At 70.6% G+C, this 25,848-nt stretch carries 20 protein-coding genes; 9 read left to right on the top strand and 11 right to left on the bottom strand.

The features are described from left to right. Window positions 1–27: 27 nt before the first annotated feature. The 4 genes from ACQEU8_RS03405 to ACQEU8_RS03390 form a co-directional block, all read right to left on the bottom strand. On the bottom strand, window positions 28–1,125 hold the full coding sequence (locus tag ACQEU8_RS03405) for a questin oxidase family protein (protein WP_433096628.1): 1,098 nt from the start codon (window positions 1,123–1,125) through the stop codon (window positions 28–30). Between the two features lie 132 nt (window positions 1,126–1,257). After that, the gene (locus ACQEU8_RS03400) at window positions 1,258–2,064 is read right to left on the bottom strand and encodes an ABC transporter ATP-binding protein (protein ID WP_433096626.1); all 807 of its coding nucleotides are present in this window, start codon (window positions 2,062–2,064) and stop codon (window positions 1,258–1,260) included. Between the two features lie 68 nt (window positions 2,065–2,132). Then, the gene (locus ACQEU8_RS03395; RefSeq protein ID WP_433096624.1) at window positions 2,133–2,876 is read right to left on the bottom strand and encodes an MBL fold metallo-hydrolase; all 744 of its coding nucleotides are present in this window, start codon (window positions 2,874–2,876) and stop codon (window positions 2,133–2,135) included. A 147-nt stretch (window positions 2,877–3,023) separates the two neighbouring features. Then, complete coding sequence (locus ACQEU8_RS03390) at window positions 3,024–3,632, bottom strand: hypothetical protein (protein ID WP_433096622.1); 609 nt, start codon at window positions 3,630–3,632, stop codon at window positions 3,024–3,026. A 226-nt stretch (window positions 3,633–3,858) separates the two neighbouring features. Between ACQEU8_RS03390 and ACQEU8_RS03385 the strand changes: the two genes are divergently transcribed. Beyond that, window positions 3,859–4,938, top strand: coding sequence for a LysR family transcriptional regulator (locus ACQEU8_RS03385; RefSeq protein WP_433096620.1), 1,080 nt, complete (start codon window positions 3,859–3,861; stop codon window positions 4,936–4,938). A gap of 144 nt (window positions 4,939–5,082) precedes the next feature. Here the strand turns inward: ACQEU8_RS03385 and ACQEU8_RS03380 are convergent, their stop codons facing one another. From ACQEU8_RS03380 to ACQEU8_RS03355, 6 genes are all read right to left on the bottom strand, one after another. Beyond that, window positions 5,083–5,793: a LutC/YkgG family protein gene (locus ACQEU8_RS03380; RefSeq protein ID WP_433096618.1), complete on the bottom strand. Its 711-nt coding sequence runs from the start codon at window positions 5,791–5,793 to the stop codon at window positions 5,083–5,085. Next, window positions 5,790–7,322, bottom strand: a complete 1,533-nt coding sequence (locus tag ACQEU8_RS03375; protein ID WP_433096616.1) for a lactate utilization protein B — start codon at window positions 7,320–7,322, stop codon at window positions 5,790–5,792. The genes ACQEU8_RS03380 and ACQEU8_RS03375 overlap by 4 nt, the downstream gene beginning before the upstream one ends. Continuing rightward, window positions 7,319–8,071 carry a (Fe-S)-binding protein gene (locus tag ACQEU8_RS03370; protein WP_433096614.1) on the bottom strand — a complete coding sequence of 251 codons (753 nt, stop codon included), beginning with the start codon at window positions 8,069–8,071 and terminating at the stop codon, window positions 7,319–7,321. Before ACQEU8_RS03370 ends, ACQEU8_RS03375 begins: the two co-directional genes overlap by 4 nt. Next, on the bottom strand, window positions 8,062–9,627 hold the full coding sequence (locus ACQEU8_RS03365) for a rhamnulokinase (RefSeq protein ID WP_433096612.1): 1,566 nt from the start codon (window positions 9,625–9,627) through the stop codon (window positions 8,062–8,064). Before ACQEU8_RS03365 ends, ACQEU8_RS03370 begins: the two co-directional genes overlap by 10 nt. Then, window positions 9,624–10,817 (bottom strand): L-rhamnose isomerase, encoded by a 1,194-nt coding sequence (rhaI, locus tag ACQEU8_RS03360; protein ID WP_433096610.1) that lies wholly within the window; start codon window positions 10,815–10,817, stop codon window positions 9,624–9,626. The genes ACQEU8_RS03365 and rhaI overlap by 4 nt, the downstream gene beginning before the upstream one ends. A 244-nt stretch (window positions 10,818–11,061) precedes the next feature. Further along, on the bottom strand, window positions 11,062–14,298 hold the full coding sequence (locus tag ACQEU8_RS03355; protein ID WP_433096608.1) for a family 78 glycoside hydrolase catalytic domain: 3,237 nt from the start codon (window positions 14,296–14,298) through the stop codon (window positions 11,062–11,064). Window positions 14,299–14,559: 261 nt separating this feature from the next. Between ACQEU8_RS03355 and ACQEU8_RS03350 the strand changes: the two genes are divergently transcribed. The 5 genes from ACQEU8_RS03350 (at window position 14,560) to ACQEU8_RS03330 (ending at window position 20,700) form a co-directional block, all read left to right on the top strand. Next, the gene (locus ACQEU8_RS03350; RefSeq protein WP_433096606.1) at window positions 14,560–16,152 is read left to right on the top strand and encodes a sugar ABC transporter ATP-binding protein; all 1,593 of its coding nucleotides are present in this window, start codon (window positions 14,560–14,562) and stop codon (window positions 16,150–16,152) included. Beyond that, window positions 16,149–17,186 (top strand): ABC transporter permease, encoded by a 1,038-nt coding sequence (locus ACQEU8_RS03345; protein ID WP_433096604.1) that lies wholly within the window; start codon window positions 16,149–16,151, stop codon window positions 17,184–17,186. Before ACQEU8_RS03350 ends, ACQEU8_RS03345 begins: the two co-directional genes overlap by 4 nt. Before the next feature lie 44 nt (window positions 17,187–17,230). Next, the gene (locus tag ACQEU8_RS03340; protein WP_433102115.1) at window positions 17,231–18,238 is read left to right on the top strand and encodes an ABC transporter permease; all 1,008 of its coding nucleotides are present in this window, start codon (window positions 17,231–17,233) and stop codon (window positions 18,236–18,238) included. A gap of 100 nt (window positions 18,239–18,338) precedes the next feature. Continuing rightward, the gene (gene rhaS / locus ACQEU8_RS03335) at window positions 18,339–19,418 is read left to right on the top strand and encodes a rhamnose ABC transporter substrate-binding protein (protein WP_433096602.1); all 1,080 of its coding nucleotides are present in this window, start codon (window positions 18,339–18,341) and stop codon (window positions 19,416–19,418) included. A 262-nt stretch (window positions 19,419–19,680) separates the two neighbouring features. After that, the gene (locus tag ACQEU8_RS03330) at window positions 19,681–20,700 is read left to right on the top strand and encodes a LacI family DNA-binding transcriptional regulator (RefSeq protein WP_433096600.1); all 1,020 of its coding nucleotides are present in this window, start codon (window positions 19,681–19,683) and stop codon (window positions 20,698–20,700) included. A gap of 76 nt (window positions 20,701–20,776) precedes the next feature. Here ACQEU8_RS03330 and ACQEU8_RS03325 read toward each other — a convergent pair whose 3' ends face one another. Next, on the bottom strand, window positions 20,777–21,877 hold the full coding sequence (locus ACQEU8_RS03325; RefSeq protein WP_433096598.1) for an NAD(P)-binding domain-containing protein: 1,101 nt from the start codon (window positions 21,875–21,877) through the stop codon (window positions 20,777–20,779). A gap of 217 nt (window positions 21,878–22,094) precedes the next feature. On the opposite strand from ACQEU8_RS03325, the gene ACQEU8_RS03320 reads away from it, so the two are divergent. The 3 genes from ACQEU8_RS03320 to ACQEU8_RS03310 all read left to right on the top strand — a co-directional run bounded on the left by ACQEU8_RS03320 (window position 22,095) and on the right by ACQEU8_RS03310 (window position 25,816). Beyond that, the gene (locus tag ACQEU8_RS03320) at window positions 22,095–22,517 is read left to right on the top strand and encodes a YjbQ family protein (RefSeq protein ID WP_433096596.1); all 423 of its coding nucleotides are present in this window, start codon (window positions 22,095–22,097) and stop codon (window positions 22,515–22,517) included. Window positions 22,518–23,007: 490 nt separating this feature from the next. After that, window positions 23,008–23,409: a PGPGW domain-containing protein gene (locus tag ACQEU8_RS03315; RefSeq protein WP_433102113.1), complete on the top strand. Its 402-nt coding sequence runs from the start codon at window positions 23,008–23,010 to the stop codon at window positions 23,407–23,409. 928 nt (window positions 23,410–24,337) lie between these two features. Then, entirely contained in the window at window positions 24,338–25,816 is a 1,479-nt protein-coding gene (locus ACQEU8_RS03310; protein WP_433096594.1) for a sugar transferase, read from the top strand. Window positions 25,817–25,848 lie beyond the last annotated feature (32 nt).

The raw sequence follows: 25,848 nt of genomic DNA, 5'->3' as shown, positions 1-25,848 counted from the left end.
CGCATCTGACACCCCATGGAGGGCCGTTCAGGTCCCCGGCTCGATCAGCTCCGTCGCACGCAGCACCGCCGCCACAGCGAGCGGGTCTCCGCCCTGAGTGCCGGCCGCCACGTCCAGCGCGGTGTCCGCGAACTTGATGGCGTGCTCGTCACCGTGGGCCGCCGCACGGGCGAAGGCCTCCTCCGGGGCGACCGAGCCCGCTGAGGGTACCGGCACACCCTCCGTGGGCGCGTACACGGCCGTGACGGCCGCGCTCGCGGTCCAGGCGGCATCCGCACTAACGGCCCACAGCGTGCGGGGAAGTGCGGGCAGGACGCGCAGTACGGCGTTGGGGGCGGTCGCCGCGTGCACCAGCATGACGGGTGAGCCGTGTGCATGGGTGGCGTACCGGCGGGTGGCCGCGCGCACGATCTCTTCGAGGTCGGCGCGGGCGCGGTCGGGATCCGTACCGCCGGCCCCGGCGGCATCCTCCTCGGCTCGTCCGGCAGGGCGCGGCCGCCGCGGCAGGGACGTGATGCGGGCGAGCCGCTCGCGGATTCCGCCGCTCTGCTCGGCGATCAGCGGCACGGCGTCGTAACCCGCGTCCGCGGACGCCGCCGCGGGCAGGAGCTCGACCCCGGGCAGCGTGCTGTGCCGGGCCGCCCAGTACCCGAGTGCGTGCGCCAGCTCGGTGCGGCGCGGCGCGGTCTGCCCGCCGTCCGCGAGCAGGGCACGCACCGCGTGCCCCGTACGGATCACCGGATGGGTGGCGCCCGCGGAGATACCCGGCAGCAGCCGCGGCCACCAGAGGGCGAGCACGTCCTGCCAGGGGCGCTCCTCGACCTGGTGGGTGAAGTAGCTGATCCAGTCCGTGAGGCGCCGCGGGTCCCCCAGCGCCGCACGCCAGTTGGTCTCCGTGACGGGGGAGTCCCGTCCGGGCATGTCCTCCAGCTTGTCCCGGTAGGCGTCGATCCAGCGGTGCACAGCCGGGGCCTGCCCGTGCCGCACCAGTGCCTCGACAGCCATGGGCGCGTGGTTGCTCAGCCAGCCCTCGCGTTCGGGCCCACTGGTGTGCAGCCGCTCCAGCGCCTCGTCCAGCGTTCCGGTTTTCCCGCTCCTGCCCGTGTTCCGCGTCCCTGAGTCCATGCCGGGGACGCTACGACCGACCACGGCCACCGGTAACGGACGCGAGACCGACCCGCCCTACCGCGGAAGCCCTAGGGCGGGCCCGCCCGCTGTCCCAGGGTCCCGAGGGGAACAGAGGCCCGGCGGAGCCGACTACGCCCTACGACCCGAGCGGGCCAGCCAGCGGCCGTCCTGGCGGGTGACCTCGATGGGACGGCCGAAGCACTGCGTCATCCGCTCCCCGGTGAGCACCTCGGAGACGGGACCGCACGCCCCGATCCTGCCCTCGCGCAACAGCAGCGCATGGCTGGTGGTGGGAGGCAGCTCCTCCAGGTGATGGGTGACCGTCACGGTCGCCAGGGACGGGCGGTCCGCCGCCAGCCGGCGCAGCGCGTCGATCAGGTCCTCGCGGGAGGGCAGGTCGAGCGCGTTGAAGGGCTCGTCCAGCAGCAGCAGCGACGGCGCGGGCATCAGGGCGCGGGCGATGAGGATACGGGCCCGCTGCCCGCCCGAGCAGACCCCGAAGGGCCGGTCGGCCAGCTCCTTGCACTCCAGTTCCGACAGCAGTTCGCCGGCCAGCCGGCGGGTCTCGTCGTCGTATTTGCTCCACAGCGGCTGCACGGTGCCGGTGGCGCCCGTCAGTACGACCGTGTGCGCGGTCGCGTCCTGCGGTACGCGCTGCGTGGTGGACACATGGCCGATGTGGGCGCGCAACTCGCGTACGTCCACCCTGCCGAGCCTGTTGCCCAGCACCTCCACGCTGCCGGTGGTGGGGTGCATCACGGCGCCGAGCAGCTTCAACAGGGTGGTCTTTCCGGCACCGTTGGCTCCCAGAAGAGCCCAGTGCTCACCGGCTCGCACCGACCAGTCGATCCCGTCGAGGATGAGCTGGTCCGAGGTCATGCGACGGACACCGACCCCCTCGATCGAGGCGACCTGGCGGGGCGAGGACTGATGCATCGGGGGCCTCCCTGACCTGCGGTGGACGCACACGGAACACTGGTTCCGCGCGCCGTGGGGCGACCAGGCTAGCTGTATGTTGCAGCGGCCCGCGCGAGTGTCTCACCGCCGCCGGTGGCCAGCGGCGCACCGTGCCCGAAGCAGACGATTTGCACCCCTTCCCGCTCGCCCAGGGCGCACAGCCGCTGGAACGCCGCCACTGTGCGTGCTCTGTCCAGGTTGAACACACCCGGCGCGGGATCGTCCCCGACGCGGGCAGCCGTATCGCCGGTGAACAGTGAGCGGTGTTCGGGCAGCAGCAGTGCGAGACTGCCCTCCGTGTGCCCCGGAACGGACAGCACGGTGGCCCCGCCGCCGAACTCCAGCACATCGCCCTCATCCACCTCGCGGTCCACCCGGCAGGGCGGTGCGACCTCCAGCACCGGAGCGTCCGCAGTGCTGCCCGAGGGAGCGTGCACCTGGTCGAAGAGAGCACGCTCCCACTCCGGCGCATCGGCCATGTCCGGCGGTGGGGAAGGCGCTTCCCCACGGACGATCGGCGCGTCCGCACGGTGTGCCACCACCTCCGCCCCGTGCCGGTCGGCCAGTTCGGCGGCGGAGCCCGCGTGGTCGGGGTGGAAGTGGGTCAGCACAATGCGCCGCAGCGCCGCGGGATCGGCCCCGCAGCGCCGGATGGCGTCCTCCACCGCGTCGGCGCTGCCGGGCGGACCGGAGTCGACGAGCGTGAGCGCGTCACCGTCCCGCCACAGATACGCCTGGCCGACAGGGAACGGGATCACATGCAGAAACGGACGCACTGTCTGAGGTTCCATGTCGCGACCGTAAGCGGGCCCCCGGCATCGCACCGTGGCGTTACGCCGGGGGCGTAGCAGCTGCGCGCTCAGCGAACTTCCGCCCGCAGCAAGTGCATCCCCGCCCACGCAGGGACATCAGCACAGGCTCACGGGCGTATCCGGGAGTCAGCGTCCCTGAAGCGCCTTCTTGTAGCGGCCCACCGGCGGCAGCCAGCACAGCACCAGCGCGACCAGTCCCAGCAGGATGGCGCCGAGGCTCGCCGCGTACAGCCCGGTCGGGGCGGCGTCCCGAAGCACGAGGGCGTGCGGGAAGGCGGCCGACAGCACGATGACGATCGTCAGCAGCACCCGTGCCCATACGGCGCCCTTGCGAGCACCCAGCGCCAGCAGCAGTACGGCGACGGCGAAGACCATGGCGATCGTGGCGCGCGCCGACATGGTGCCCTGCCACTCGGTGACGACGCTGTCCCACATGGTGCCGCTCAGCTGCTTGATGTCGGCCGCGTCCGTGCCCGCGGTGAGTCCGACCGCCGTCGGGTCGCTGTCGACCGCATTGCGGACGTTCTCGTCGGCCAGATCCTTGCCGCCGACGTACACGATCAGGGCGCTGAGGGCTCCCGAGAGGGCGGACAGTACGGTGACGGCCAGCATGGCTACCACGAGGCCTGGTCTCTTCACCGGGCCGGCTGCCCGGTGGCCGGCGCCCGGATAGCCGACCGGCATGCCGCCGTGTGAGGGCATGCCGATGTGGGGGGTGGTCTGGGGGTGGCTCACGAGCGGAAACTCCTCGCAAAAGTTGCAGGGGGGAAGAATGAACAGATCGACCCTTGCACGCGAACACCCGGTCGAACCACCGGTTCCGAAAAGGAATGTGAAGAACATTGCACATGAACTTGCGGACATCCCGGGGAAGTTAGGCTGCTTGGCCCCGCTGGTACCGAATCGAGGAGAGTGAGCAGCACATATGCCCCTGCCAAGCACGTCCGACTACCCACCTGGGTTGCTCGACACGACGATGGACCAACTGCGCACCCTGCTCGCCGTCTACGAGGAGGGCACCGCACTGGGAGCGGCCCGCCGACTCGGCCGGGAGCAGTCCAGCATCCAGAAGCAGCTCGACACGATGAATCGCAAACTGGGCGAACATTGCGGAGAGCCCCTGTTGCGCAAGCGCGGACGCGGTGAGCGTGTGCAGTTCACCCGCACCGGCGAGGAACTCGCCCGGCTGGCGCGCGGCACACTGGACGGCTGGCGCGAAGGGCTGGACACGGCCCGCAGACGCCGCGGCCGCAGCCTGCGCGTCGGCTCGACCCGCTACACACTCGGCTACCTACTGAACGCGGTCGAGCAGGTCAACGACCGGTTCACGCGGGAGGGGGTGGAGCTGACCATGGCACACGTCCGCAGCGGAACACTGCTGGAGAAGCTCCGCTCCCATGAACTGGACCTGGTGTGCGGCAGCATCCTCGTCTCGGCGTCCGCGGGGGCCGCCGAGATGACCGCTGCCGCAGAGCACGACGTCCGGCTCGCCGGCTACGAGGTCATGGAGTGGCGGCGCGGCGGCTTCTGCCTGGTCACCAACCAGCCCGACAGCGACCTGGCGCCGGTCGGCAGGCAGCGCGGCAGCGCCGTGGGTGTGCGGACGCTGCCCAGGCTGCCGCTTGTGGTGTCCGGCGACGGGCTGATCCCCAATGTGCTGCGGGGCTGGTTCGGCCCCGAGTACCGCCGGCGGATGCGGATAGCCGCCGAGATCGACTCGGCGCACTACGGGTTCGAACTCCTCAGCTCCCGGGTGCTGTACGGCAGCATGCTCGTCACCCAGGGCATCGGGGAGGCGATAGCCGAGGGCAGGCTCCCCGAGGCGCAGGGGCTGCGCACACTGCCGCTGGTGGAGGACATGGGAACGAGTCAGCGGGTGCTCGTCGGTGCCTTTCGCCGGAGCGACCCGGAGAACCTCGACCCCGACCACCCGGTCAGCCTCCTGTGGGAGGAACTGGCCCGCCAGCACGCCCGGATCCGCGACGAGGAACGGGAGTCGGCGAGACGCGAGGCCGAACCGCTCGCCGCACCCGCCTGCTGAGAAACGGAAGGCCCCCCTGCTGGGGGACGGAAGACCCGGCCCGCCCGCCGACGCGACGTCAACCGACGGAGCCCGGCGGGCGGGCTTCACCATCTGAGCCCTGCTGGCGTTCACCATCGGAGCCCGGCGGCGGTCGTGCGGGGGTCAGTCTCCGGCCGCCCCGGCCCTCCCGGCTGCCGTGTCCACCGCGGCCGCGCCTTCCTCGGCGGAGCCGTCCGTGGCGACCAGCACCACATCGAGCGTGCGTGGTCCGTGCACGCCCTCCACGCGGTCGAGTTCGATGTCGCTGGTGGCCGAGGGGCCCGAGATCCACGTCTGCGGCCGCGCCGGATCGAGTCGTTCGAGAGCCTGCGGCACGGAGTCGACGACCTGCTCCGGCACCCGCACCACACAGATGTGGTGATCCGGAACGAGGCTGATGCGGCGGCGTCCCTGACCCTCGGACGCGTCCAGCACCAGGGTCCCCGTCTCGGCCACGGCGACCGCGCATCCGGTCACCACGCTCCCCACCGCGTCCAGGTCGAGCGGCGTGAGTGTCGCGGAATCCCGCACCAGCTCGACCCCCTCGGGCAGCCACTCGTCGGGCAACCCGGCAGGCGCCACCACGCTGTTCGAGCCCCGTCGCGCCAGCAGCTCCGCGATCGTCTCCGGCAGGCTCCGCGGGGTGCAGTGGTGCACATGCGCCCGGTAGTCCGTCAGATGGGCGGCGAGCAGCCGCGCCGTCTCCCGCGCGGAGCGCTCTCCGTGCACCCGCAGATAGTCGCGTACGACCGGGGTCCGCTCGGGCCGCTCCTCGCGCGGTACGTCGGCCAGGGCGCGGCGGACCCGGCCGAGCACGGTCTCGCGGCTGCTCATCGAGTGCCCTCCCGCTGCCCGGAGCTGCCCGAACCGGTCGCGCTGTCGCGCGCCGGAGCGCTGTCCGGGGAGCCGCGGGTGCGCCGCCACCAGTCGCGGAAGGACTCCGGCGGCACCTGCGGCACATCCCGGGTGTCCGTCCAGGCGCGACCCGGCCCCGGCAGCCTGCGCGGCACCAGCCGCCGTGCCCGGGCAGCCATCCGCTCCCCGGTGCGCAGGGCGCGCGGATGGTCGAACGCCCAGGAGGCCGCCCGCATGGCGGCACGCTCGGCCGCGTGCCCCCTGGCGGGCTTCACGGTCGTACGCTGCCCGCGCACGGTGGCCGTACCGCCCTGAACGACCCGCTCCCTCAGGTGCACCAGCACCTCGGGAATGTCGATGGCCACAGGGCACACCTCGTAGCAGGCGCCGCACAACGACGACGCGTACGGCAGTGAGGCGTCGAGCCCGGTCTCCATGCTGTCGAGCTGTGGCGTGAGGATCGCGCCGATCGGTCCCGGATAGGGCGAGCCGTAGGCATGCCCGCCCGCGCGCTCGTAGACCGGACACACATTGAGGCAGGCCGAGCAGCGGATGCAGCGCAGTGTCTGCCTGCCCACCTGATCGGCCAGGGTGTCGGTTCGCCCGTTGTCCAGCAGCACCAGATGGAAGTCGCGAGGGCCGTCGCCGTCCGTTGTCCCCGTCCAGGTGGAGGTGTACGGGTTCATCCGCTCCGCGGTGGAGGAGCGTGGCAGCAGTTGAAGAAAAACCTCCAGGTCCTGCCAGGTGGGGACGACCTTCTCGATGCCGACCACCGAGATCAGTGTCTCGGGCAGCGTCAGACACATCCGGCCGTTGCCCTCGGACTCGACGACCACCAGGGTGCCGCTCTCGGCGACCATGAAGTTCGCGCCGGAGATCCCCACCTTGGCGTTGAGGAACTTCTCCCGCAGGTGCAACCGCGCTGCCTCCGCCAGCGCGGCGGGACGGTCCGACAGCCCCTCCGGCGCCGGCCGCCCCCAACGGCCCATCTGTTCGCGGAAAATCTCCCGGATCTCCCTGCGGTTGCGGTGAATGGCGGGCACGAGGATGTGCGAGGGGTGATCGTCCCCCAGCTGCACGATCAGCTCCGCCAGATCGGTCTCGTACGCCGAGATCCCGGCGCGCCGCAGTGCCTCGTTGAGACCGATCTCCTGAGTGGCCATCGACTTGACCTTGACGACCTCCCGTTCCCCCGTCTCCCGCACGAGCCGCGTGACGATCTGGTTGGCCTCCCGCGCGTCGGCCGCCCAGTGCACGGTGCCGCCCGCGGCGCTTACCGATGCCTCCAACTGCTCCAGGTAGTGGTCGAGATGGCGCAGCGTGCGGTCCTTGATCTGCGCTCCAGCAGTACGAAGCGCCGCCCAGTCCGCCAACTCGGCCACCGCGCCGGCGCGCTTGTCGCGAATGGTGCGGGTGGCGTGCCGCAGATTGCCGCGCAGTCGCTCGTCCCTGGTGGAAGCCGCGGCGGCCTGCGGAAACGGCGGCATACCCAGATAGGTGACGCTCACAGCGGTGACTCCTCCGTACTCGCCAGGATCTCCGCCAGGTGTACGGGACGAACGCGCGAGCCGGCGCGGGAGAGGGTGCCGCCGATGTGCATCAGACACGAGTTGTCCACCGTGCACACCGACTCAGCACCGCTCTCCTCGATGTGACGGACCTTGTCGGCACCCATGGCGGCGGAGACCGCGGCGTTCTTGACGGCAAACGTGCCCCCGAAACCGCAGCACTCCTCCGCGCCCTCCAGCTCGCGCAGTTCGAGCCCCTTCACCTGCTCCAGCAGCATGCGCGGCCGTTCGCCCAGGCCGAGCATGCGCAGCCCGTGGCAGGTCGGGTGGTAGGTCACGGTGTGCGGATAGTAGGCGCCGACGTCGGTGACCCCCAGGACGTCCACGAGGAACTCCGTCAGCTCGTAGGTGCGCGACACCGTCCGTTCGGCCACCGCCGACAGCACTCCGCCCCGCCCTTCGGCTGCTGCCTTGGCGCCGATGCGTGGATAGTTCTCCCGCACCATCGCCGCGCAGGATCCGGAGGGTACGACGATGTGGTCGTAGCCCTCGAACGCAGCGGCGTAACGGTGCAGCAGAGGCTCGGTTGCGTGCCGGTAGCCGGTGTTGAACTGCGGCTGGCCGCAGCACGACTGCGCATCGGGGAAGTCCACCTGCACGCCGAGCCGCTCCAGCAGTGCCACCACGGCCTGCCCGGTGCGCGGATAGAGCGCGTCGTTGATACAGGTGACGAAGAGCGCTACGCGCACGACGCCTCCCTTCCGTCCTCGCGCTGCCCGCCGTCCCGGGGCGCGTCCGGCTCCCGGGACGCGTCCGTACGGATCCGCGCTGCGGCCTGCTCCCACGACGAGTGATCGCCCGTCGGGGCATACTGTCGCAGCCGCACACTGCTGCGCACCAGAGCTCGCAACACGGACAGCGGACCGGTCACCGCTCCGGCCGTACGCGCCTGCACCAGCACGTTCCCGTACGCCGCAGCCTCCACAGGCCCGGCGACGACAGGCAGCCCGCAGGCATCGGCGGTCAGTCGGCACAGCAGTGCGTTGCGTGCCCCGCCGCCGACGATGTGCACCGTGTCCACCTCCTGCCCGGACAGCCGCCTGGCGTCGAAGACCGCCTCCCGGTGGGCGAGGGCGAGCGAGTCCAGGACACAGCGTGTGGTCTCGGCGGGGTCGCGTGGCACCGGCTGGCCGGTGCGGCGGCACGCCTCGGCGATCCGCTGGGGCATCCGTCCGGGCTCCAGGAACTCCGCACTGCCCGCGTCCACCACCGAGCGCAACCCGGGCACGCGCGCCGCCGATTCCAGCAGCGTGTCCAGCTCCTGCGGGGTGCCTTCCGCCTCCCAGGCGCGCAGACACTCCTGGAGCAGCCACAGCCCCATGATGTTGCGCAGATAGCGCACGGTGCCGTCCACACCGAGCTCGTTGGTGAAGTTCGCCGCCCGGCTCTCGTCGGTGAGCACCGGTGACATCAGCTCGACCCCGGCCAGCGACCATGTACCGGTGGCGAGGTACGCGAAGTTGCCGCCCTGTGCGGGCACTCCCGCGACGGCGGACGCCGTGTCGTGCGCACCCACTGCTGTGACGGGCACCGGCCCCGCCAGCCCCGTCTGTTCGAGTACGTCAGGCAGCAGCTGCCCGGCCGGGTCCCCGGGGGAGCGCAGCGGGGGGAAGAGGCCCGGGTCCAGGCCGAGCGCGTCCGCCACAGGGGACGACCAGTCGCGGGTGCGGGGGTCGATGAGCTGGGTGGTGGAGGCGATGGTCAGCTCGGTGCCGGGCTGCCCGGTCAGCCAGTACGCGATCAGGTCGGGTACGAGCAGCAACTGCTGGGCCGCTTGGAGCTGGCGGCTGCCGCGCGCTGCGGCCAGCTGGTACAGCGTGTTGATGGGCATTCGCTGGATACCGGTGTGCGCGTACAGCACATCGGCGGGCAGCACTTTCTCGACCTCGGCAGGCATGCCCTGGGTGCGGGCGTCGCGGTAATGCACGGGGTTGCCGAGCAGGGCGCCGTCCGCGTCCAGCAGGCCGTAGTCGACGCCCCAGGAGTCGATGCCGACGGAGGCCAGCTCCCCCGGGCCGGTGCCCGCCGAAGCGCCTGCCGCACGCAGCCCGTCCAGCACGCCACGGTAGAGCCCGAGCACGTCCCAGTGCAGAGTGCCGAGCACCCGCACCGGCCGGTTGGCGAACCGGTGCACCTCCTCCAGCGTGAGTCCGCCGTCCTGCGCCCGGCCGAGCATGACCCGGCCGCTGGACGCACCCAGATCGACCGCGGCGAACGCACCCTGGGCAGCCGCTGCGCGGCTCACGCCCCCCAGCCCGCCTGTCGGCCGCCCACCCGGTCGCGCTCGATCGCCTCCGCCCAGCCTGATGCCGCGTAGGCCGCCAGCGGGTCGCGGTCGGCGCCCAGCTCTTCCCGCACGTCGGCCAGCAGCGGCCGGACATCGGTGTTGAAGGCGTCCATCAGGACGGCGTTCGCGCCCAGCACGTCCCCGGACTGCTGGGCCTCGCGCAGTGCCTCCCGGTCCACCAGGAGCGCCTTGGCGGTGGCCTCCTGGACGTTCATCACCGAGCGGATGATGGCGGGAATCTTGGGCTCGATGTTGTGGCACTGGTCGAGCATGAAGGCGATCCCCGGGTCGCTCTCCGCGCTCTCCGGCGTCCCCGGCAGGCCACCACCGGCGCGCACCTCGTACATGATGCGGAACAGCTGGAAGGGATCGGCGGCGCCCGCCATCAGATCGTCGTCCGCGTAGAAGCGCGAGTTGAAGTCGAAGGCGCCGAGCTTCCCCTCGGCCAGCAGGAACGCGACGATGAACTCGATATTGGTACCTGGGGCGTGGTGACCGGTGTCCACACACACCCGCGCCTTGGGGCCGAGCTTGAGGCAGTGCGCGTAGGCGGTGCCCCAGTCCGGCACGTCCGTCGCGTAGAAAGCGGGCTCGAACAGCTTGTACTCCAGCACCAGCCGCTGATCCGGCCCCAGCCGCTCGTAGACGGCCCACAGCGCCTCGGCCAGCCGCCCCTGGCGGGCCCGCAGCTCGTCCTGGCCCGGGTAGTTGAGACCGTCGGCGAACCACAGCTTCAGATCGCGCGAGCCGGTCGCGTCCATGATGTCGACGCACTCCATCAGATGGTCCAGCGCCTTGCGCCGTACAGCCGGGTCCGGGTTGGTGACGGAGCCGAGCTTGTAGTCGTCCTCCTGGAAGACGTTGGCGTTGATCGCCCCCAGCCGCAGCCCGCGCTCGCCGGCGTGTTCGGCGAGCGCCGTGTAGTCGTCGGTGCGGTCCCAGGGGATGTGCAGGGCCACCTGGGGTGCGACACCGGTGTGCTGGTGCACCCTTGCCGCGTCGTCGAGCTTCTCGTGCACCGTGCGCGGGACCCCGGCCTGTGCGAACACCTTGAAGCGCGTACCGGAGTTCCCGTACGCCCAGGACGGCGTCTCGATCCGCTGTTCGCTCAGCGCGGATTTCACGAGCGCGAGGTTCTGCTCAGGCATACGGCTCCTTGAGTGGACGCGGCGCTGGATATGTGCCGAAGAGGCGGGTGATGTCACGGAAGAGCGATCTCCGGCGGAGCCGCTCGGAGCGGAAAGGGTGCAGTGAAACGATTCAGGCAGTGGCCGGACCGAAACTAGACCGCCCCGCCGAGGACGTCAAGGCATCGCGCGGGCAGGGGAGTTGTGGTCTCTGCCCGCGCTCGTGACCCCCTGGAAACGGCGCAGCTGTGGCGTTCGACGGCAGCTATGCGCGACAGACGAAGCGGTACTTTCCCGAGCCGGCGAGGAAGACGGCACAGCCGTCCTCGAAGCGCTGGAACCGCGCGCCCTCCTGTGCGACCTGCTCCCGCCGCCGCGCCGGCACCCACACCTCCGCGGTGGCGTTCACCGGCACCGTCACATCGAGGGTGAACCTGCCGTCCTCCGCACGCGTCCAGTGAGTGGCGACAGCGCCGTACGGGGAGGCGAACCGTGCCGAGGCGCTCCGCAGCCCGCCGCCCGGCCGGGGTCGCACCGTGATCGTGCGGAAACCGGGCTCCTTGGGGGAGATCCCGGCGATGTTCTCGTACATCCACTGGCCGACGGAACCGTAGGCGTAGTGGTTGAAGGAGTTCATCCCCACGTCCTGGAAACTGCCGTCCGGTTTGATCGAGTCCCACCGCTCCCACATCGTCGTGGCGCCCCGGTCGATCTGATAGCCCCAGGAGGGGAACGTCCGCTGCTCCAGCAGTCGGTACGCCACCTCGGTGTGCCCGGCGCCGGTGAGCGCGGGCAGCAGCCGAGGAGTGCCCAGGAAACCGGTCGACAGATGGCCGTCCCTGGCCTCGATCAGCTCCACCAGCCGGTCGGCTGCCGCACGCCGCAGCGCGGCAGTCGGCAGCAGATCCATGGACAGTGCCAGGACGTACGCGGTTTGTGTATCGCCTTTGATGCGCCCGTTGCCGTCCACATAGGCGGCGTTGAAGGCACTGCGGACACGTTGCGACAGATCCTCGTACGGTGCCGCGTCCTTGCCCAGCAGCTGTGCCGTACGGGCCACCAGATCGGTGACATCGGCGAAGCAGGCCGTTCCGATGACGTCCTTGGGTGTCTCGTCCTCGACGTTGAGCCAGTCGCCGTAGCCCTCCGCAGGGCGCAACAGTCCCTTACTGTGCGCCTCCAGATAGTCGATCCAGGCGCGCATCGCCTGCCAGTTCTCCTCCAGCACCCTGATGTCCCCGTATGCGCGGTACAGATTCCAGGGCACCGTCACCCCGGCATCGCCCCACCCGGCGACGCCCTTGCCGACAGTGCCCAGATACGGCGCCACATCGGGGAACGCACCCTTCTCGTCACCCTCCTCGGTCTGACCGTCGCGCAGGTCCCGCAACCACTTGGTGAGGAACCGCGCGGCTTCCATCACATAAGCGGCAGTGGGCGCGAAGACGTTGATGTCGCCGGTCCAGCCGAGCCGCTCGTCCCGCGCGGGGGTGTCGGTGGGGATGGACAGGAAGTTGCCGCGCTGGCCCCAGGTGATGTTGCGGTGCAACTGGTTGAGCATGTCCGAGTCGGTGGAGAACTCCATGGTGAACGGCGCGGAGGTGTGCATGACGCGCCCTGTGACGGCGTCCTTGCCGGGGGTGCCCGGGTAGCCGGAGACCTCGACGTAGCGGAAGCCGTGGAAGGTGAACCGTGGCTCGTACGTCTCCGTGCTGCCGGTGCCCTTGAGGGTGTACGTGTCGACCGGGCGCGCGGTACGCAGGTTGTCCGTGTAGAGCGCGCCGTCCCGGTTCAGCACCTCCCCGTGGCGCAGGGTGACCTGCTCCCCGGCCTTTCCGGCCACCTTCAGCCGTACCGAGCCCACCATGTTCCGGCCCAGATCGAAGAGGTGCACACCGGGCAGCACCTCCTTGACGCTGACGGGTTCGAGTTCCTTCATCACCCGGGTCGGCGCGTCGGTCGTGGCGACCAGCTCGGGAGCCTTCCCGGTATGTGTTTTGGCGGGCTGCCAGTCCGTGTCGTCGAACCCGGGCCGGTCCCAGCCCTCCGCCTCCTTGCGCGCGTCGTACTCCTCGCCCAGCAGCAGGTCGGCCGTCAGCAGCGGCCCTGTGGCGGAGCGCCACGAGCCGTCGCTGACCACCCGCTCGGTGCGGCCGTCCCGGTAGGTGACGTCCAACTGGGCGAGCAGCGCGGGGCGTTCGCCGTACTGCTGCTGCCCGAACCAGGCGAGGTGCCCGGCGTACCAGCCGGGCGCCAGGGTGACGGCCAGCGCGTTCCCACCGCCGCGCACGATGTCGGTCACGTCGTACGTCTGGTAGGCGACGCGCTTGCGGTAGTCCGTCCAGCCCGGGGTGAGCTGGTCGCGGCCGACGCGCTCCCCGTTGAGCCGCGCCTCGTACAGGCCGAGGGCGCTCGCGTACAGCCGTGCGCGTGCCACAGGGCCACGGGGCAGCCGGAAAGAGCGGCGCAGCAGGGCGGGACTCTGCTGGGGCAGCACCTTGCCCCAGGGGTCCGCGCCCCAGTCCGCGACCTTCCGTACCCGCCGCCAGCCGCTGTCGTCGTACTCCGGGTCGCGCCAGTCGTCGCCTTCCGGTTCGTCCGCTGTCGCGCGCCATCCCGTGACACCGGTGGTGAAGCGCGAGGTGCCCACATCAGTGGTCACCTCCAGGACGGCGAGCAGACCCGCCGCGCCCGCTTCGGCGTTGCGTGCGGAGACGGCCAGCACGTTGCGCCCGGCGCGCAGCAGTTCGGTGACGTCGGCCCGTGCCGGATGGCTCCAGGACTTCTGCACGCACACGGCCTCGCGGGCTGTCGCACGTTCCCCGTTGACCCACACGGTGAAACCGTCGTCGGCGGCGATGACGAGCTCGGCCTTGCCGACCTTCCCGGAGACCGCGAACGTGCCACGGAACCAGCGGGTGGCAGCAGGTGCCCGGCCGGTACCGCCCTCTTCCGGGAACCACACCCAGGCGGCGTCCTCGACGGACGGCGGTGTCACCAGCGCGGCGGGTGCTGTGATCCAGTCGGCGTGCCGGCCGGCTTCCTGCCCGAGCCCGGTCTCCCACCAGGTCGGTTCGCTCCACGGGGAGGGACGGCCGTCCTTGTCCCAGGCGCGGACCGACCAGTGGTAACGCGTCCGGGGCCGGAGCGCGGGGCCGTCGTAGGGCACCAGCACGGAGCGGTCCGACTTCCGCTTGCCGCTGTCCCATACGTCGGGGGAGCGCAGCCCGGCGGCGGAGGTGGCGACGCGGATCTGGTAGGCGGTCTGCCGCTGGCCGCGCGCACCGGAGTGCAGGATCCAGCTCAGCCGGGGGCGCGGAGTGTCGAGGCCGAGGGGCCGGTCGGCGTACTCGGTCGTGGTGCTCCCGACGCGCAGTCCCTCGCCGTCGTGCCGGTCGGTGCCGGCGAGCGCGGGCGGGGTCAGCTCGGGCAGCGCTTGCACGGTGCCCGAAACGGCGGCTGTCACGGTGGCTGTGGCGAGGATCCGGCGTCTGCTGATCACGTGCGCCTCCTGGTAGCCGGTGCGGACTAAGAGCGCGAACTAAAAACGATTCAGTGCAGCCTTGGCGGAACGTAGAGGCGTTCGCCTGTGGCGGTCAATACCCCCTTCACCGCTGGGGTTTCCTTGCCTCGCACCCTCTTGACCGCGTTGTGGGTTGGGGCTAGCTTCCCGTCCATTGCTCTCAGACCTTGAATCATTTCATTTGCAACAAACTGCCCCTGATGCAGCGTCAGTTCTCTTGCTGAGCACCGAAGGAGAAGCATGAGCGAGACCGCACCGGCCGGCGCCGACCAGGCGCCGGTTCTCGCGCTGAAGGGGGTGAGCAAGTCCTTCGGCAGCGTGCGCGCGCTGCGCGGTGTGCACCTGGAGCTGTACGCCGGGGAGGCACACGCCCTCGCGGGAGAGAACGGCGCGGGCAAGTCCACGCTGATCAAGATCCTCGCCGGTGTGCACACTCCCGACAGCGGCACCGTGCTGCTCGACGGTGCCCCGGCCGCCTTCCACACCCCCGCCGACGCGCGGGACGCCGGCATCGCGGTCATCTACCAGGAACCGACGCTCTTCGCTGACCTGTCCATCGCCGAGAACATCTTCATGGGCCGCCAGCCCCGCCGCTCCCTGGGCCGGATCGACCAGGCCGCCGTCCGCGAGGCCACCGCGGCGCTGATGGAGCGGCTCGGGGTCGACCTGCACCCCGACCGGGTCGCACGCGGGCTGTCCATTGCCGACCAGCAGATTGTCGAGATCGCCAAGGCGCTCTCCTTCGACGCGCGCGTACTGATCATGGACGAGCCCACCGCGGCGCTCACCGGGAGCGAGACAGCGCGGCTCTTCTCCGTCGTCGAGGCCCTGCGCGCCGAGGGCGCGGCCGTGCTGTTCATCTCCCACCGGCTCGGCGAGATCTTCGAACTGTGCCGGCGCGTCACCACCCTGCGCGACGGCCAACTCGTCGCCTCCGAACCGCTGTCCGGCCTGACCGAGGACGCCCTCGTCCGCCGGATGGTCGGCCGCGACCTGGGCGAGCTCTATCCCAAGCAGGAGACCAGCACCGGAGAGGTCGCGCTCACCGTGCACCGGCTCACCCGCGAAGGTGTCTTCCGGGACATCTCCTTCGAGGTGCACAAGGGCGAGATCGTCGCGCTGGCGGGACTGGTCGGCGCGGGCCGCAGCGAGGTCGCCCAGGCCGTCTTCGGCGTCGACCGCCCCGACGCCGGCGAGGTGCGCGTGGTCGGGCAGGTGCTGCGCCCGGGCTCGCCCACCTCCGCCATGAGCGCCGGAGTCGCCCTCGTACCCGAGGACCGCAGACAGCGCGGCCTGGTCATGGAAGCCTCCATCGAGCGCAACATCGGGCTCACCGGTCTCGGCAGCCTCGGCCGGGGCGGACTCGTGCGCCGTACCGCGGAGCGCGCCCGCGCCGGGGACTGGGGGCTGAAGCTGCGCCTGAAGTACGACCGGCTCTCCGACTCCGTGAGCGTGCTCTCCGGCGGCAACCAGCAGAAGGTCGTACTGGCCAAATGGCTGGCCACCGAGCCGACAGTGCTCATCGTCGACGAGCCCACCCGCGGTATCGACGTCGGCACCAAGGCCGAGGTGCACCGCCTGCTGACCGAACTGGCAGCCGACGGACTCGCCATCCTGATGATCTCCTCCGACCTGCCCGAGGTCCTCGGCATGGCCGACCGTGTTCTCGTCATGCACGAGGGCCGCCTCGTCACCGAGATACCCCGTGACCGCGCCGACGAGGAGACGGTGATGGCGGCAGCTACCGGACGCGCCGCACCGGAAGGCTCACAAGGGGCCGAGGAACCACCCCGTCCGGAACGCACGCAGGGCCCGGAAGGAGGCGCCGCGTGAGCACCACCCTGCCGCCCCCCACCGCCACCCGCACGGAACCCGGGCGCACCGGCCGCTCGACGGCCGAAACCGTGCTGCGGGTACGCGAGTACAGCATCGGCGGCGCCCTCGTCCTGCTGATCCTCATCACCTGGCTGGTCAACCCCTCGTTCCTCGACGACCAGGGCATCAAGGACCTGCTGCTCAACTCCTCCATCCTGGTGCTGCTCGCCACCGGACAGTCCGTCGTCGTCCTCACCCGCAACATCGACCTGTCCGTCGGCTCCGTCGTCGGGCTCACCGCGTTCGCCTGCGGCTCGTTCGTCTCCGGCACCGACCGCGGGCCGCTGACCCTCGTCCTGCTGGGCATCGCCCTCGGTGCCGCCTGCGGGCTCGTCAGCGGTGCCCTCGTCAGCTTCGGCAGGGTGCCCGCGCTGGTCGTCACCCTCGGCATGCTGTACGTCATCCAAGGCGTCGACCACGCCTGGGCGCACGGGGAGCAGATCAACGCCGCCACCGTGCCCGACGACATCCTCACCCTGGGCAGCGGCAGCGTCCTCGGTATTCCCTACCTGCCGATCATCTCCGCGCTGGTGCTCGCAGCGACGGGCTACTTCCTGCGCACCTACCGCAGCGGCCGGGAGCTGTACGCCATCGGCTCCAACCCGGAGGCCGCCCGCCTGGCGGGCATCCCCATCCGCCGCCGGGTGCTGACCGCGTACGCCTTCTCCGGTGCGGTCGCCGGCTTCGCCGGGGCGCTGTGGCTGGCCCGCTTCGGCACCGTCGTCGCCGACGCCGCCAACGGCTGGGAGCTGACCGTCGTCAGTGCCGTCGTCGTCGGCGGTGTCGCCATCACCGGGGGAGTGGGCACCGTGTGGGGCGCCGCGCTGGGCGCGCTGCTGCTGACCACCATCGGCAGCGCCCTGGTGGTGCTGAAAGTCAGCTCCTTCTGGGAGCAGGCCATCACCGGCGCGCTGCTGCTGGCCGCCATCAGCACCGACCGTGTCGTGCACAGTCGCAGCACCCGTGCGCTCAGGAAGAGGAGAAGGCAGTGAACGCACCACCAGCCGCGCCGGCGGACCGGCCCACGCCCGCTGCCGTGGACCGACGGGAGACCGGCCGAGGTGCTGCCCGCTTCCTACGCTGGGACGCGGCTGTCGGCGCCCTGCTGATCGCCGCCTTCCTGGTGGGCACCGGCACCACCGAGGGCTTCTCCCATACGGCGAACCTGTCGGCCGCCCTCAACGACACCGCGGAGATCGCGCTGTTGGCGCTGCCGATGACCCTGCTGGTGGTCGCGGGCCAGGTCGACCTGTCCGTCGCCTCCATGCTCGGCCTCTCCAGCGCTCTGGCGGGCGCGCTGTGGGACGCGGGATGGACCTTCGAGACGATCGTGCCGGTGTGCCTGGTGGTCGGACTGCTCGGCGGGCTGCTCAACGGCTGGCTCGTCACCCGCGTCGGCCTGCCCTCGCTCGCCGTCACCATCGGTACCCTCACCCTCTACCGGGGGCTGGCTTCCGTGGTGTTGGGCAACAAGGCAGTCGCCGACTTCCCCGAGACCTACGCCCGGTGGGCGAGCAACACCGAGACGGTGCCGGGCACCTTCGTGCCGTACCCGCTGGCGCTCTTCGCCGTGCTCGCCGTCGCCGCCGCCGTGCTGCTGCACTGCACCGGTTTCGGCCGTGCGCTGTTCGCCGTCGGCGCGCAGGAGGACGCCGCCTACTTCGCCGGGGTCCGGGTCAAACGCCTCAAGCTGATCCTCTTCGCCGCCAGCGGCTTCCTGGCGTCCTTTGCCGGGATCGTCTACACCCTGCGCTACGGAAGCGCACGCGCCGACAACGGACTGGGCCTGGAACTGACCGTCGTCGCCGCCGTACTGCTGGGCGGCATCGACTTCGACGGCGGCAAGGGCACGCTCGGCGGCGCGGTTGCGGGGGTCCTGCTCATCGGCGTCCTCAACAACCTCCTGACCCTCAACGACGTCTCCCACGAGATCCAAGTGATCGTCACCGGCGTGCTGTTGATCGTCTCCGTACTCACACCCCGAGTCATCTCGGTACTCACCGCCCGCAGACACCGCCGGATGGCGGTCGGCGACACCCCCTGACGCGGCGGTGGGCGCCTCAGGGCGGCACGTCCGTACCCACCGCCTTAGCAGTCCCTCGCAGGTCCCCCGCATCCTCCCACCCTCCCGAAAGGCCACGTCCATGCGACCGCATCACCGCTCCCGCGTCCTCGCCGTCACCGCAGCGGCCTGCGCCCTGACCGTCACCCTCGCGGGCTGCTCCGGTACGACGAAGAGCGACGCCAAGGACGACGCGAAGGAGAAGGCGCAGAACGCCAAGGCCGACCCGGACGCGCCGCTCAAGAAGGGCCTCAAGCTCGCCTTCCTGCCCAAGCAGATCAACAACCCCTATATGACCGTCGTCGACAAGGGAGGCATCAAAGCCGCGAAGGAGTTCGGCGGCAAGGGCAAGGAAGTGGGCCCCTCCGACGCCAAGGCGTCCTCACAGGTCAGCTACATCAACACACTGACCCAGCAGCGCCAGGACGCCATCCTGCTCGCCGCCAACGACCCGAACGCCGTGTGCGGGCCGCTCAAGGCCGCCATGAAGCAGGACGTCAAGATCGTCACGTACGACTCGGACGCGGGCAAGGACTGCCGTCATGTGTTCATCAACCAGGCGGGGTCCGAGGCCATCGGCCGCGGTCTGGTCAAGGACATGGCCGAACAGCTCGACTACAAGGGCGACATCGCGATCCTCTCGGCGACCCAGAACGCCACCAACCAGAACACCTGGATCAAGATCATGAAGGATGAGCTGAAGAAGCCCAAGTACAAGGACATGAAGCTCGTCAAGACCGCGTACGGCGACGACGTCGACCAGAAGTCCTTCCAGGAGACCCAGGGACTTCTCAAGGCTTACCCGGATCTGAAGGGCATCATCTCGCCCACCACGGTGGGACTGGCCGCCGCTGCCCGCTACGTCAGCGGCTCCAAATACAAGGGCAAGGTCACCCTCGGCGGACTGGGCACGCCCAACCAGATGCGCAAGTACATCAAGGACGGCACCATCGAGCAGTTCTCCCTGTGGGACGCCTCCAAGCTCGGCTACCTGGGCGCCTACGCCGCCGCTGCCCTCTCCTCCGGACAGATCACCGGCAAGGAGGGCGAGAAGTTCAAGGCGGGGAAGCTCGGGGAGTACACGGTCGGCAAGGACGGCGAAATCGTGCTCGGCCCTCCCACGGTGTTCACCAGCAAGAACATCGACGACTTCGACTTCTGAGGAACACCGCGGAGAAATTCGGGCCGGTGAGAAACTCGGGCCGCTGAGAAGCTCGCACCTCGGAGAAGCTCGGGCCGCTGAGAAACTCAGGCACCTGAGAGACTCACGCCTCTGAGAAACTTGGTCCTGAGCAACCTGGGCCTGTGCGATGTCACCGGAACCAGGACGTCGATTTCCGAGGTGCCGGGCCGGCCGGCAGGGAGGGGCTGAGCACGGTGCGGGGGAAGCGGCGCGGCCGAGCGCGAGCCACCGGGGCGGCCAGGTGAGCCGGGCGGTCGGAATCAAGGAGGTCGCCCGCGCGGCCGGGGTCTCCGTCGGCACGGTCTCCAACGTCATCAACCGGCCCGCCATGGTGGCCGAGGAGACCCGCGTGCGGGTGCAGTCCGCCATCGAACGGCTCGGCTATGTGCGCAGCGAATCCGCCCGCCATCTGCGGGCGGGACGCAGCCGCATCATCGCCCTGCTGGTGCTCGACATGGCCAACCCGTTCTTCGTCGACGTCGCCACGGGTGCCGAGCGGGCCGCGCGCGCCGCTGGTCTGGGTGTCATGCTCTGCAACAGCGCGCAGAGCCCCAGCGAGGAGGCCGACTACCTCTCCCTCTTCGCCGAGCAGCGGGTCCGCGGCGTACTGATCACCCCCACGGAGACGACGGGGGAGAACCTCACCGCCTTCCAGCGGCACAGCATCCCGTTCGTCTCCGTCGACCGCGTGGTGCCCAGCGCCGAGGGGTGCTCAGTCTCGGTCGACGACATCGAGGGCGCCGGGCTCGCCGTGCGCCACCTGCTCGAGAGCGGCCACCGCGACATCGCCTACGTCAGCGGACCGATGCAGCTGAGCCAGTGCCGGGACCGGTACACCGGCGCGACCCAGGTCCTGCGCACCTCCGGCACCGGTGCCCAGCTGCGGCACATCGAGGGCGCCCGGATGGATGTCGCGGCCGGTCGCGACGCGGGCGCCCGGCTGCTGGGCATGTCACCGCGCCCCACAGCCGTCTTCTGCGCCAACGACCTGATGGCTCTCGGCGTGCTGCAGGCGCTGTACGGGGCCGGGGTCGCCGTGCCCGAGGAAGTGGCCCTGGTGGGATACGACGACATCGAGTTCGCCGCCGCCGCGGCTGTCCCGCTGACCTCCGTACGACAGCCCGCCCACCGCATGGGCCAGGCAGCCGCGGACCTGCTCATCGAGGAGACCGGCGAGGACGCGGCCCACCACGAGCACCAGCGCATCGTGCTCCAGCCCGAGCTGGTCGTCAGGGCGTCCTCGTTGCCGTCGCGCGGCTGACGTTCGTTGTTCGTCAGGGGGGTGACACTCGTTGCCGTCGCGCGGCTGACGCTCGGAGCGCAGCGCCCCGGCCGGGTCACCCGGCGGGGACGGGCATCGCTGCCGCCCGCTCCTCCGCAGCCGACAGCAGTGCCCGCACATCCCGTACGGCCGACCGCCCCGCGCGGTTGGCGCCGATCGTGCTGGCTGAGGGCCCGTAGCCGACCAGGTGGACGCGTGGGTCGCGAACCGACCGGGTGCCCTCCAGCCGGATGCCGCCGCCCGGCTCACGCAGCCGCAGCGGCGACAGATGGTCGATGACGGGGCGGAAGCCGGTCGCCCACAGGACCGTGTCCGCCGGGGCCCGGCTGCCGTCGGCCCACTCGACACCGGTTTCGGTGAGGCGCGCGAACATCGGGTGCCGCTCCAGCACCCCGCTCTCCCGGGCGCGGCGTACCGCCTCGGTCATCGGCAGCCCGGTCACCGACACCACGCTGCGGGGCGGCAGCCCCTCCCGTACCCGCTCCTCGACCAGCGCCACGGCGGCCCGGCCCTCCTCCTCACCGAACGGGCCGGTACGGAACACCGGCGGGCGCCGCGTCACCCACAGCGTCTCCCGCGCCACCTCGGCGATCTCCATCAGATGCTGCACCGCCGACGTCCCGCCCCCGACGACGACCACCCGCTTGCCCACGAAGGCGTCCGACACCGGGCCGGAGTACTGCGCGGTGTGCAGCTGCCGCCCCGCGAAGACCTCCTGTCCCGGCACCCGGGGCCAGAACGGCCGGTCCCAGGTGCCGGTCGCGTTGATCACGGCCTGCGCCGCCCAGTCACCCTCCGAGGTCCGCACCAGCAGCCGCCCGCCCCAGCCCGCGTCCCGCACCTCGTGCACATCGACGGGCCGCCGCACCCGCAGTTCGAAAGCTTGCTCGTAGGCGGCGAAGTACTCCGCGATCACCTCCGACGACGGCCGCTCGGGGTCCGCGCCGGTCAGCTCCATACCGGGCAGTGCGTGCATGCCGTGCACCCGGCCGTAGGTCAGCGTCGGCCACCGGAACTGCCACGCGCCGCCCGGCTCGGGCGAATGATCCAGAACCACGAAGTCAGCGCCGGGCTCGAACCCCGCGCGTCGCAGGTGATACGCGCTGGAGAGCCCGGCCTGCCCCGCACCGATGACCACGACCGCTACGTTGTTCATGCTTCTACGAACTACTCGGACCCCGCAGAACTTCCCGAGCCGCCAAGGCCGGGGCCGCTGCGCCCAACTCCCCGTGATTCCTGGGCCGTTGCGCTGTGGCCAGCCGGTACGGCCTCGTACGCCGAGGGCGGCTCGGCAGCCCACTCGCGGTCGCGCCGGGGAACGGGCCACGCCTCGCCCAGCCCGCATCATGGTCCTTCTTTGAGAAGATCAACCCATGGCTGAGCGCTTCACGACGCGAGAGATCGACATCAGGACCGGCTCCCAGGAGACCGTCCACGACCTGACCCGGGAGTGCGCGTCCTACCTGCGGGACGTGGCCGAGGGCCGGGACGGGTTGCTGAACGTCTTCACGCCGCACGCCACCATGGGAGTGGCTCTCCTGGAGACCGGCGCCGGCAGCGACGACGACCTGCTCGCCGCCCTCCGCGACCTGCTCCCACCGGACGACCGCTGGCGGCACAAGCACGGCAGCCCCGGCCACGGCCGCGACCACGTACTCCCCGCCCTCGTGCCCCCGCACGCCACCCTGCCCGTCATCGGCGGAGCACTGGCCCTCGGCACCTGGCAGTCCGTCTGCCTGGTGGACACCAATGGGGATAATCCGGAGCGTCGGGTCCGCTTGAGCTTCCTGGGGTGACGCTGCTCCGTGTCTTGGTTGTCCGCTCGGTGAGTGCAAACGGGAAGTGCCCCGATGCCAACGGAGTCGTACGACTCCGTTGGAGAACGCCTTCCAGGTGGAGGGGAAGCGCCATTCCTGCGCGGCGCACGTCGAGAGGCTGGTGGGTCAGGTCGAGCTGACCCGGATCACCGCAGGTCACCGGAGTTCGGCGATCCGGATTGTTTCTCGCGGAGCCGTGTTCCCGCGGGCGGGGACAGCTCAGCTTCAGCCAGTCGGGTGGCCGGTGGGCGTGGTACCGGTTCTCCGCCTGTACGGCGACGAATCCTGGTCCAGCAAGCCCTTGAGCCCGCGGCGCGGTGCGAGGCCGACCGCAACGGGGCGGGCAGTCCGGCACCTGGCGGCTCCGCCGGGGCCGTGGGGCCTTCGGTGCCCGGTCGGGACACGGATCAGGGGCGCAGGGTCCACGCTGCGAGCGACGGGAACGGGAGATGACGTGGGGGACAACAACCTGCATCCGGTGCTGCGGGTCGTATGGGCCATCGCCGGCGGGGCGCTGGTCGCGGTGGGCATCGCCTTGCTTGTCCTCCCCGGCCCCGGCTTGCTGCTGGTGTTCGCCGGCATGGTGTTGCTCGCCCGTGCTGTCCCCGCCTTGCACCGCCACTTGGAACCGGTGCGGTTCCGCGCCATGCAGGCCGCCGAGGAGAGCGTGTCGTCCAAGTGGCGGATCGCTGGATCGACGCTGGTCGGCCTCGGGTTGATCGGTGCCGGCGTCGCCTGGGTGCTGGTGCCGCAGTTGCCGTTCAGTGGCTGGAGCACCGGCGGAAGTCTGATCCTCTCCGGCGTCGTACTCTTCGTGCTCCTCGGCTGGAGCCACCGCCGACTGCGACGTCTGCGGGCGGCCCGCCAGTAAGGGTCTGTCCAGCAAGCGATCTCGTCGTGGTGCGCGTCGCCGCTATGTTCCCTCACTCGATCGCTGTCAGCGCGCGCCCGGCTGCAACTGTGGGTGGGCCCGCCTGAGCCCGCTTCGACTGGTCGTCACGCTCGTCCGACGCTCTCGGTCCAGCCAGACGGCCGAGCCATGTGCGGCTGAGCTTCCTGGGCTGACCGAGATCGTCCTGGGTGCGGCGGCCAACCGAGGGGAAGCCCTCGCACGGCTTCCGGCACCCCCTCGACCCCGCACACGCAGCCGCTCGGGGTACGGGCGCGGGGCGAATCTGCCGACTGGCGGGCAACGGTTCGGTGAACTCTCGCTCCTCGTCTGCGGGTTGTGCGGCCCGGATGGCATTGTCCGGACGCCTTCGGGTTGCCGGTGCGGTAACCCGGAGAACTCCCGTCCTCGCAGGTCACAAGGTGCCTCTGTGCCCTCAAGTGCCCGGAGACGGTCGCCGGTCGGTGGATGCATCTTCAAATGTTCAGCACAAAGTGCACACATGGCCCTCTTCAGACGGGCCCCGATGGTCTACATTGACGGTGCTTCACATGTTTGGACACGAGGCGACAAATGGTGATCTATAGGTCCGGAGTTGCGGACAGCCGGTAGTCGTGTCCTCGGAGCCAGACGTAGGGGTGCTCGATTCTTGGGGCCTGAGCGGGGGCGTTGGGTGTGGGGAGCACCCGGGGTTTCGACGGTTTCCCGAGCACCGAGAGAGTCCGGCAGGACAGACGAGTCCGCTGCCGCCTGGTGGGGTGTTCAAGTACTGCTGCAACAGCCGGTAAGTCGTTCGCGGGGGGCGGGGGCCTCCCTGGGGGAGGAACAGCGCGGCGCCGGGGGGCGGTTGCCTCCCGGAGGGAACAGTGCGAGGCGAACACGTCGAAACACTGGCGACTTGGGGGGTCCTGTGCGGCAGGGGGAATTAGTCGACCCGTTTCCGTCGGCGCGCGAGCGTCCGGCGAACGGGGCACTCAGCCGGCCCGCGATCGACTGGGAGCAGCGGTACCGCCGTACCGTGATCACCAGCGATACCGTGGCCACCGCCATTGTGGTGGCGGCGATCGGTATCTTCTTCGGGGCTCGGGACGCGGCCAACTGGCACGAGAAGTGGGGAATTCTCGCATTCGGCACCGAACTGCTGGTGCTGGGAGCGCTCGCGGTGAGCCGGGCGTGGGCGCCGGCCGTGCTCGGCCAGGGCGCCGAGGAATTCCGTCGGCTCGGACGCTCACTGTTCACGGCGGCCGTCGTACTCGCGCTCGGCGGGATCGCCCTCGCCTCGCGCAACATCAAGCTCTGGATCTTCGTCGCGATCCCCGCAATCGCGCTCATCACCATGATCGCGCGGTATCTGCTCCGCCTCTGGCTGCATGACCAGCGGAAAGAAGGCAGGTGCCTGCGACCGGTGCTCGCTGCCGGGAGCCCGGCCACCGTGCGCGACCTGATCACCCGAGTCCGTAAGTTCCCGCACCTCGGCTGGCGGGTGGAGGCGGTGTGCACACCGGACGGTCTCGGGCTCGACGGTGACCACCTGGACGGGGTGCCGGTCGTCGGCCGGCTGGCCGACCTCGCGGGCCACGTCCGCCGCGACGGCTACCGTGTCGTCGCGGTCACACCGGACCCGCACTGGTCACCGGACCAGTTGCAGCGGCTGGCCTGGAACCTTGAAGGCAGCGATGCCGAGATGGTCGTGGCTCCCGTACTGATGGAGGTGGCAGGGCCGCGGCTGCACGTCGACGCGGTGCTCGGGATTCCGCTGCTGCGGGTCAGTATGCCGACCTTCACCGGGGCCCGCCGGGCGGTCAAGGAGATCGTCGACCGGATGGCCGCGGCGGTCCTGCTGATGCTGTTCGCGCCGCTGATGGTGCTCGTCGGGCTGCTCGTGCTGGCAGACAGCCGGGGTGGGGCGGTCTACCGCCAGCGCAGGGTCGGCAAGGACGGCCGCGAGTTCACCATCTTCAAGTTCCGCACCATGGTCGCCGGGGCCGACGCGGCACGTGCCGAGCTGGCCGATCGCAACGAGGGCGCCGGGCTGCTGTTCAAGCTCCGCCGGGATCCGCGGGTGACCCGGGTGGGAGCGGTGCTGCGCCGGTACTCGATCGACGAACTCCCGCAGCTTCTCAACGTACTCACCGGATCGATGTCGCTCGTCGGTCCGCGGCCTCCACTGCCGGAGGAGTCCGCCGCGTACGGCCCGGACATCCGGCGGCGGCTGCTGGTCAAGCCCGGGCTCACCGGCCTGTGGCAGATCAGCGGACGCAGCGATCTGCCGTGGGAGGAAGCAGTGCGGCTGGACCTGCGGTACGTGGAGGACTGGTCGCTCGCCCTGGACACAGTGATCTTGTGGAAGACCCTGCGCGCGGTCCTCCAAGGGCAGGGGGCCTACTGATGCGCGGATCCAGCCGTCCGGCCGGCGCGCGG

The organism is Streptomyces sp. CA-250714, assembly GCF_050936705.1.
Taxonomy (GTDB): domain Bacteria; phylum Actinomycetota; class Actinomycetes; order Streptomycetales; family Streptomycetaceae; genus Streptomyces.
This window is presented reverse-complemented; position numbering and strand designations above follow the sequence as displayed.

What these genes read in the sequence shown, in the direction of transcription:
- rhaS (WP_433096602.1), top strand. Translation starts at nt 18,339, where the DNA reads ATGCGACCGCATCACCGCTCCCGCGTCCTCGCCGTCACCGCAGCGGCC.
- ACQEU8_RS03395 (WP_433096624.1), bottom strand. Translation starts at nt 2,876, where the DNA reads ATGGAACCTCAGACAGTGCGTCCGTTTCTGCATGTGATCCCGTTCCCT.
- ACQEU8_RS03380 (WP_433096618.1), bottom strand. Translation starts at nt 5,793, where the DNA reads ATGAGCAGCCGCGAGACCGTGCTCGGCCGGGTCCGCCGCGCCCTGGCC.
- ACQEU8_RS03325 (WP_433096598.1), bottom strand. Translation starts at nt 21,877, where the DNA reads ATGAACAACGTAGCGGTCGTGGTCATCGGTGCGGGGCAGGCCGGGCTC.
- ACQEU8_RS03350 (WP_433096606.1), top strand. Translation starts at nt 14,560, where the DNA reads ATGAGCGAGACCGCACCGGCCGGCGCCGACCAGGCGCCGGTTCTCGCG.
- rhaI (WP_433096610.1), bottom strand. Translation starts at nt 10,817, where the DNA reads ATGCCTGAGCAGAACCTCGCGCTCGTGAAATCCGCGCTGAGCGAACAG.
- ACQEU8_RS03320 (WP_433096596.1), top strand. Translation starts at nt 22,095, where the DNA reads ATGGCTGAGCGCTTCACGACGCGAGAGATCGACATCAGGACCGGCTCC.
- ACQEU8_RS03400 (WP_433096626.1), bottom strand. Translation starts at nt 2,064, where the DNA reads ATGCATCAGTCCTCGCCCCGCCAGGTCGCCTCGATCGAGGGGGTCGGT.
- ACQEU8_RS03405 (WP_433096628.1), bottom strand. Translation starts at nt 1,125, where the DNA reads ATGGACTCAGGGACGCGGAACACGGGCAGGAGCGGGAAAACCGGAACG.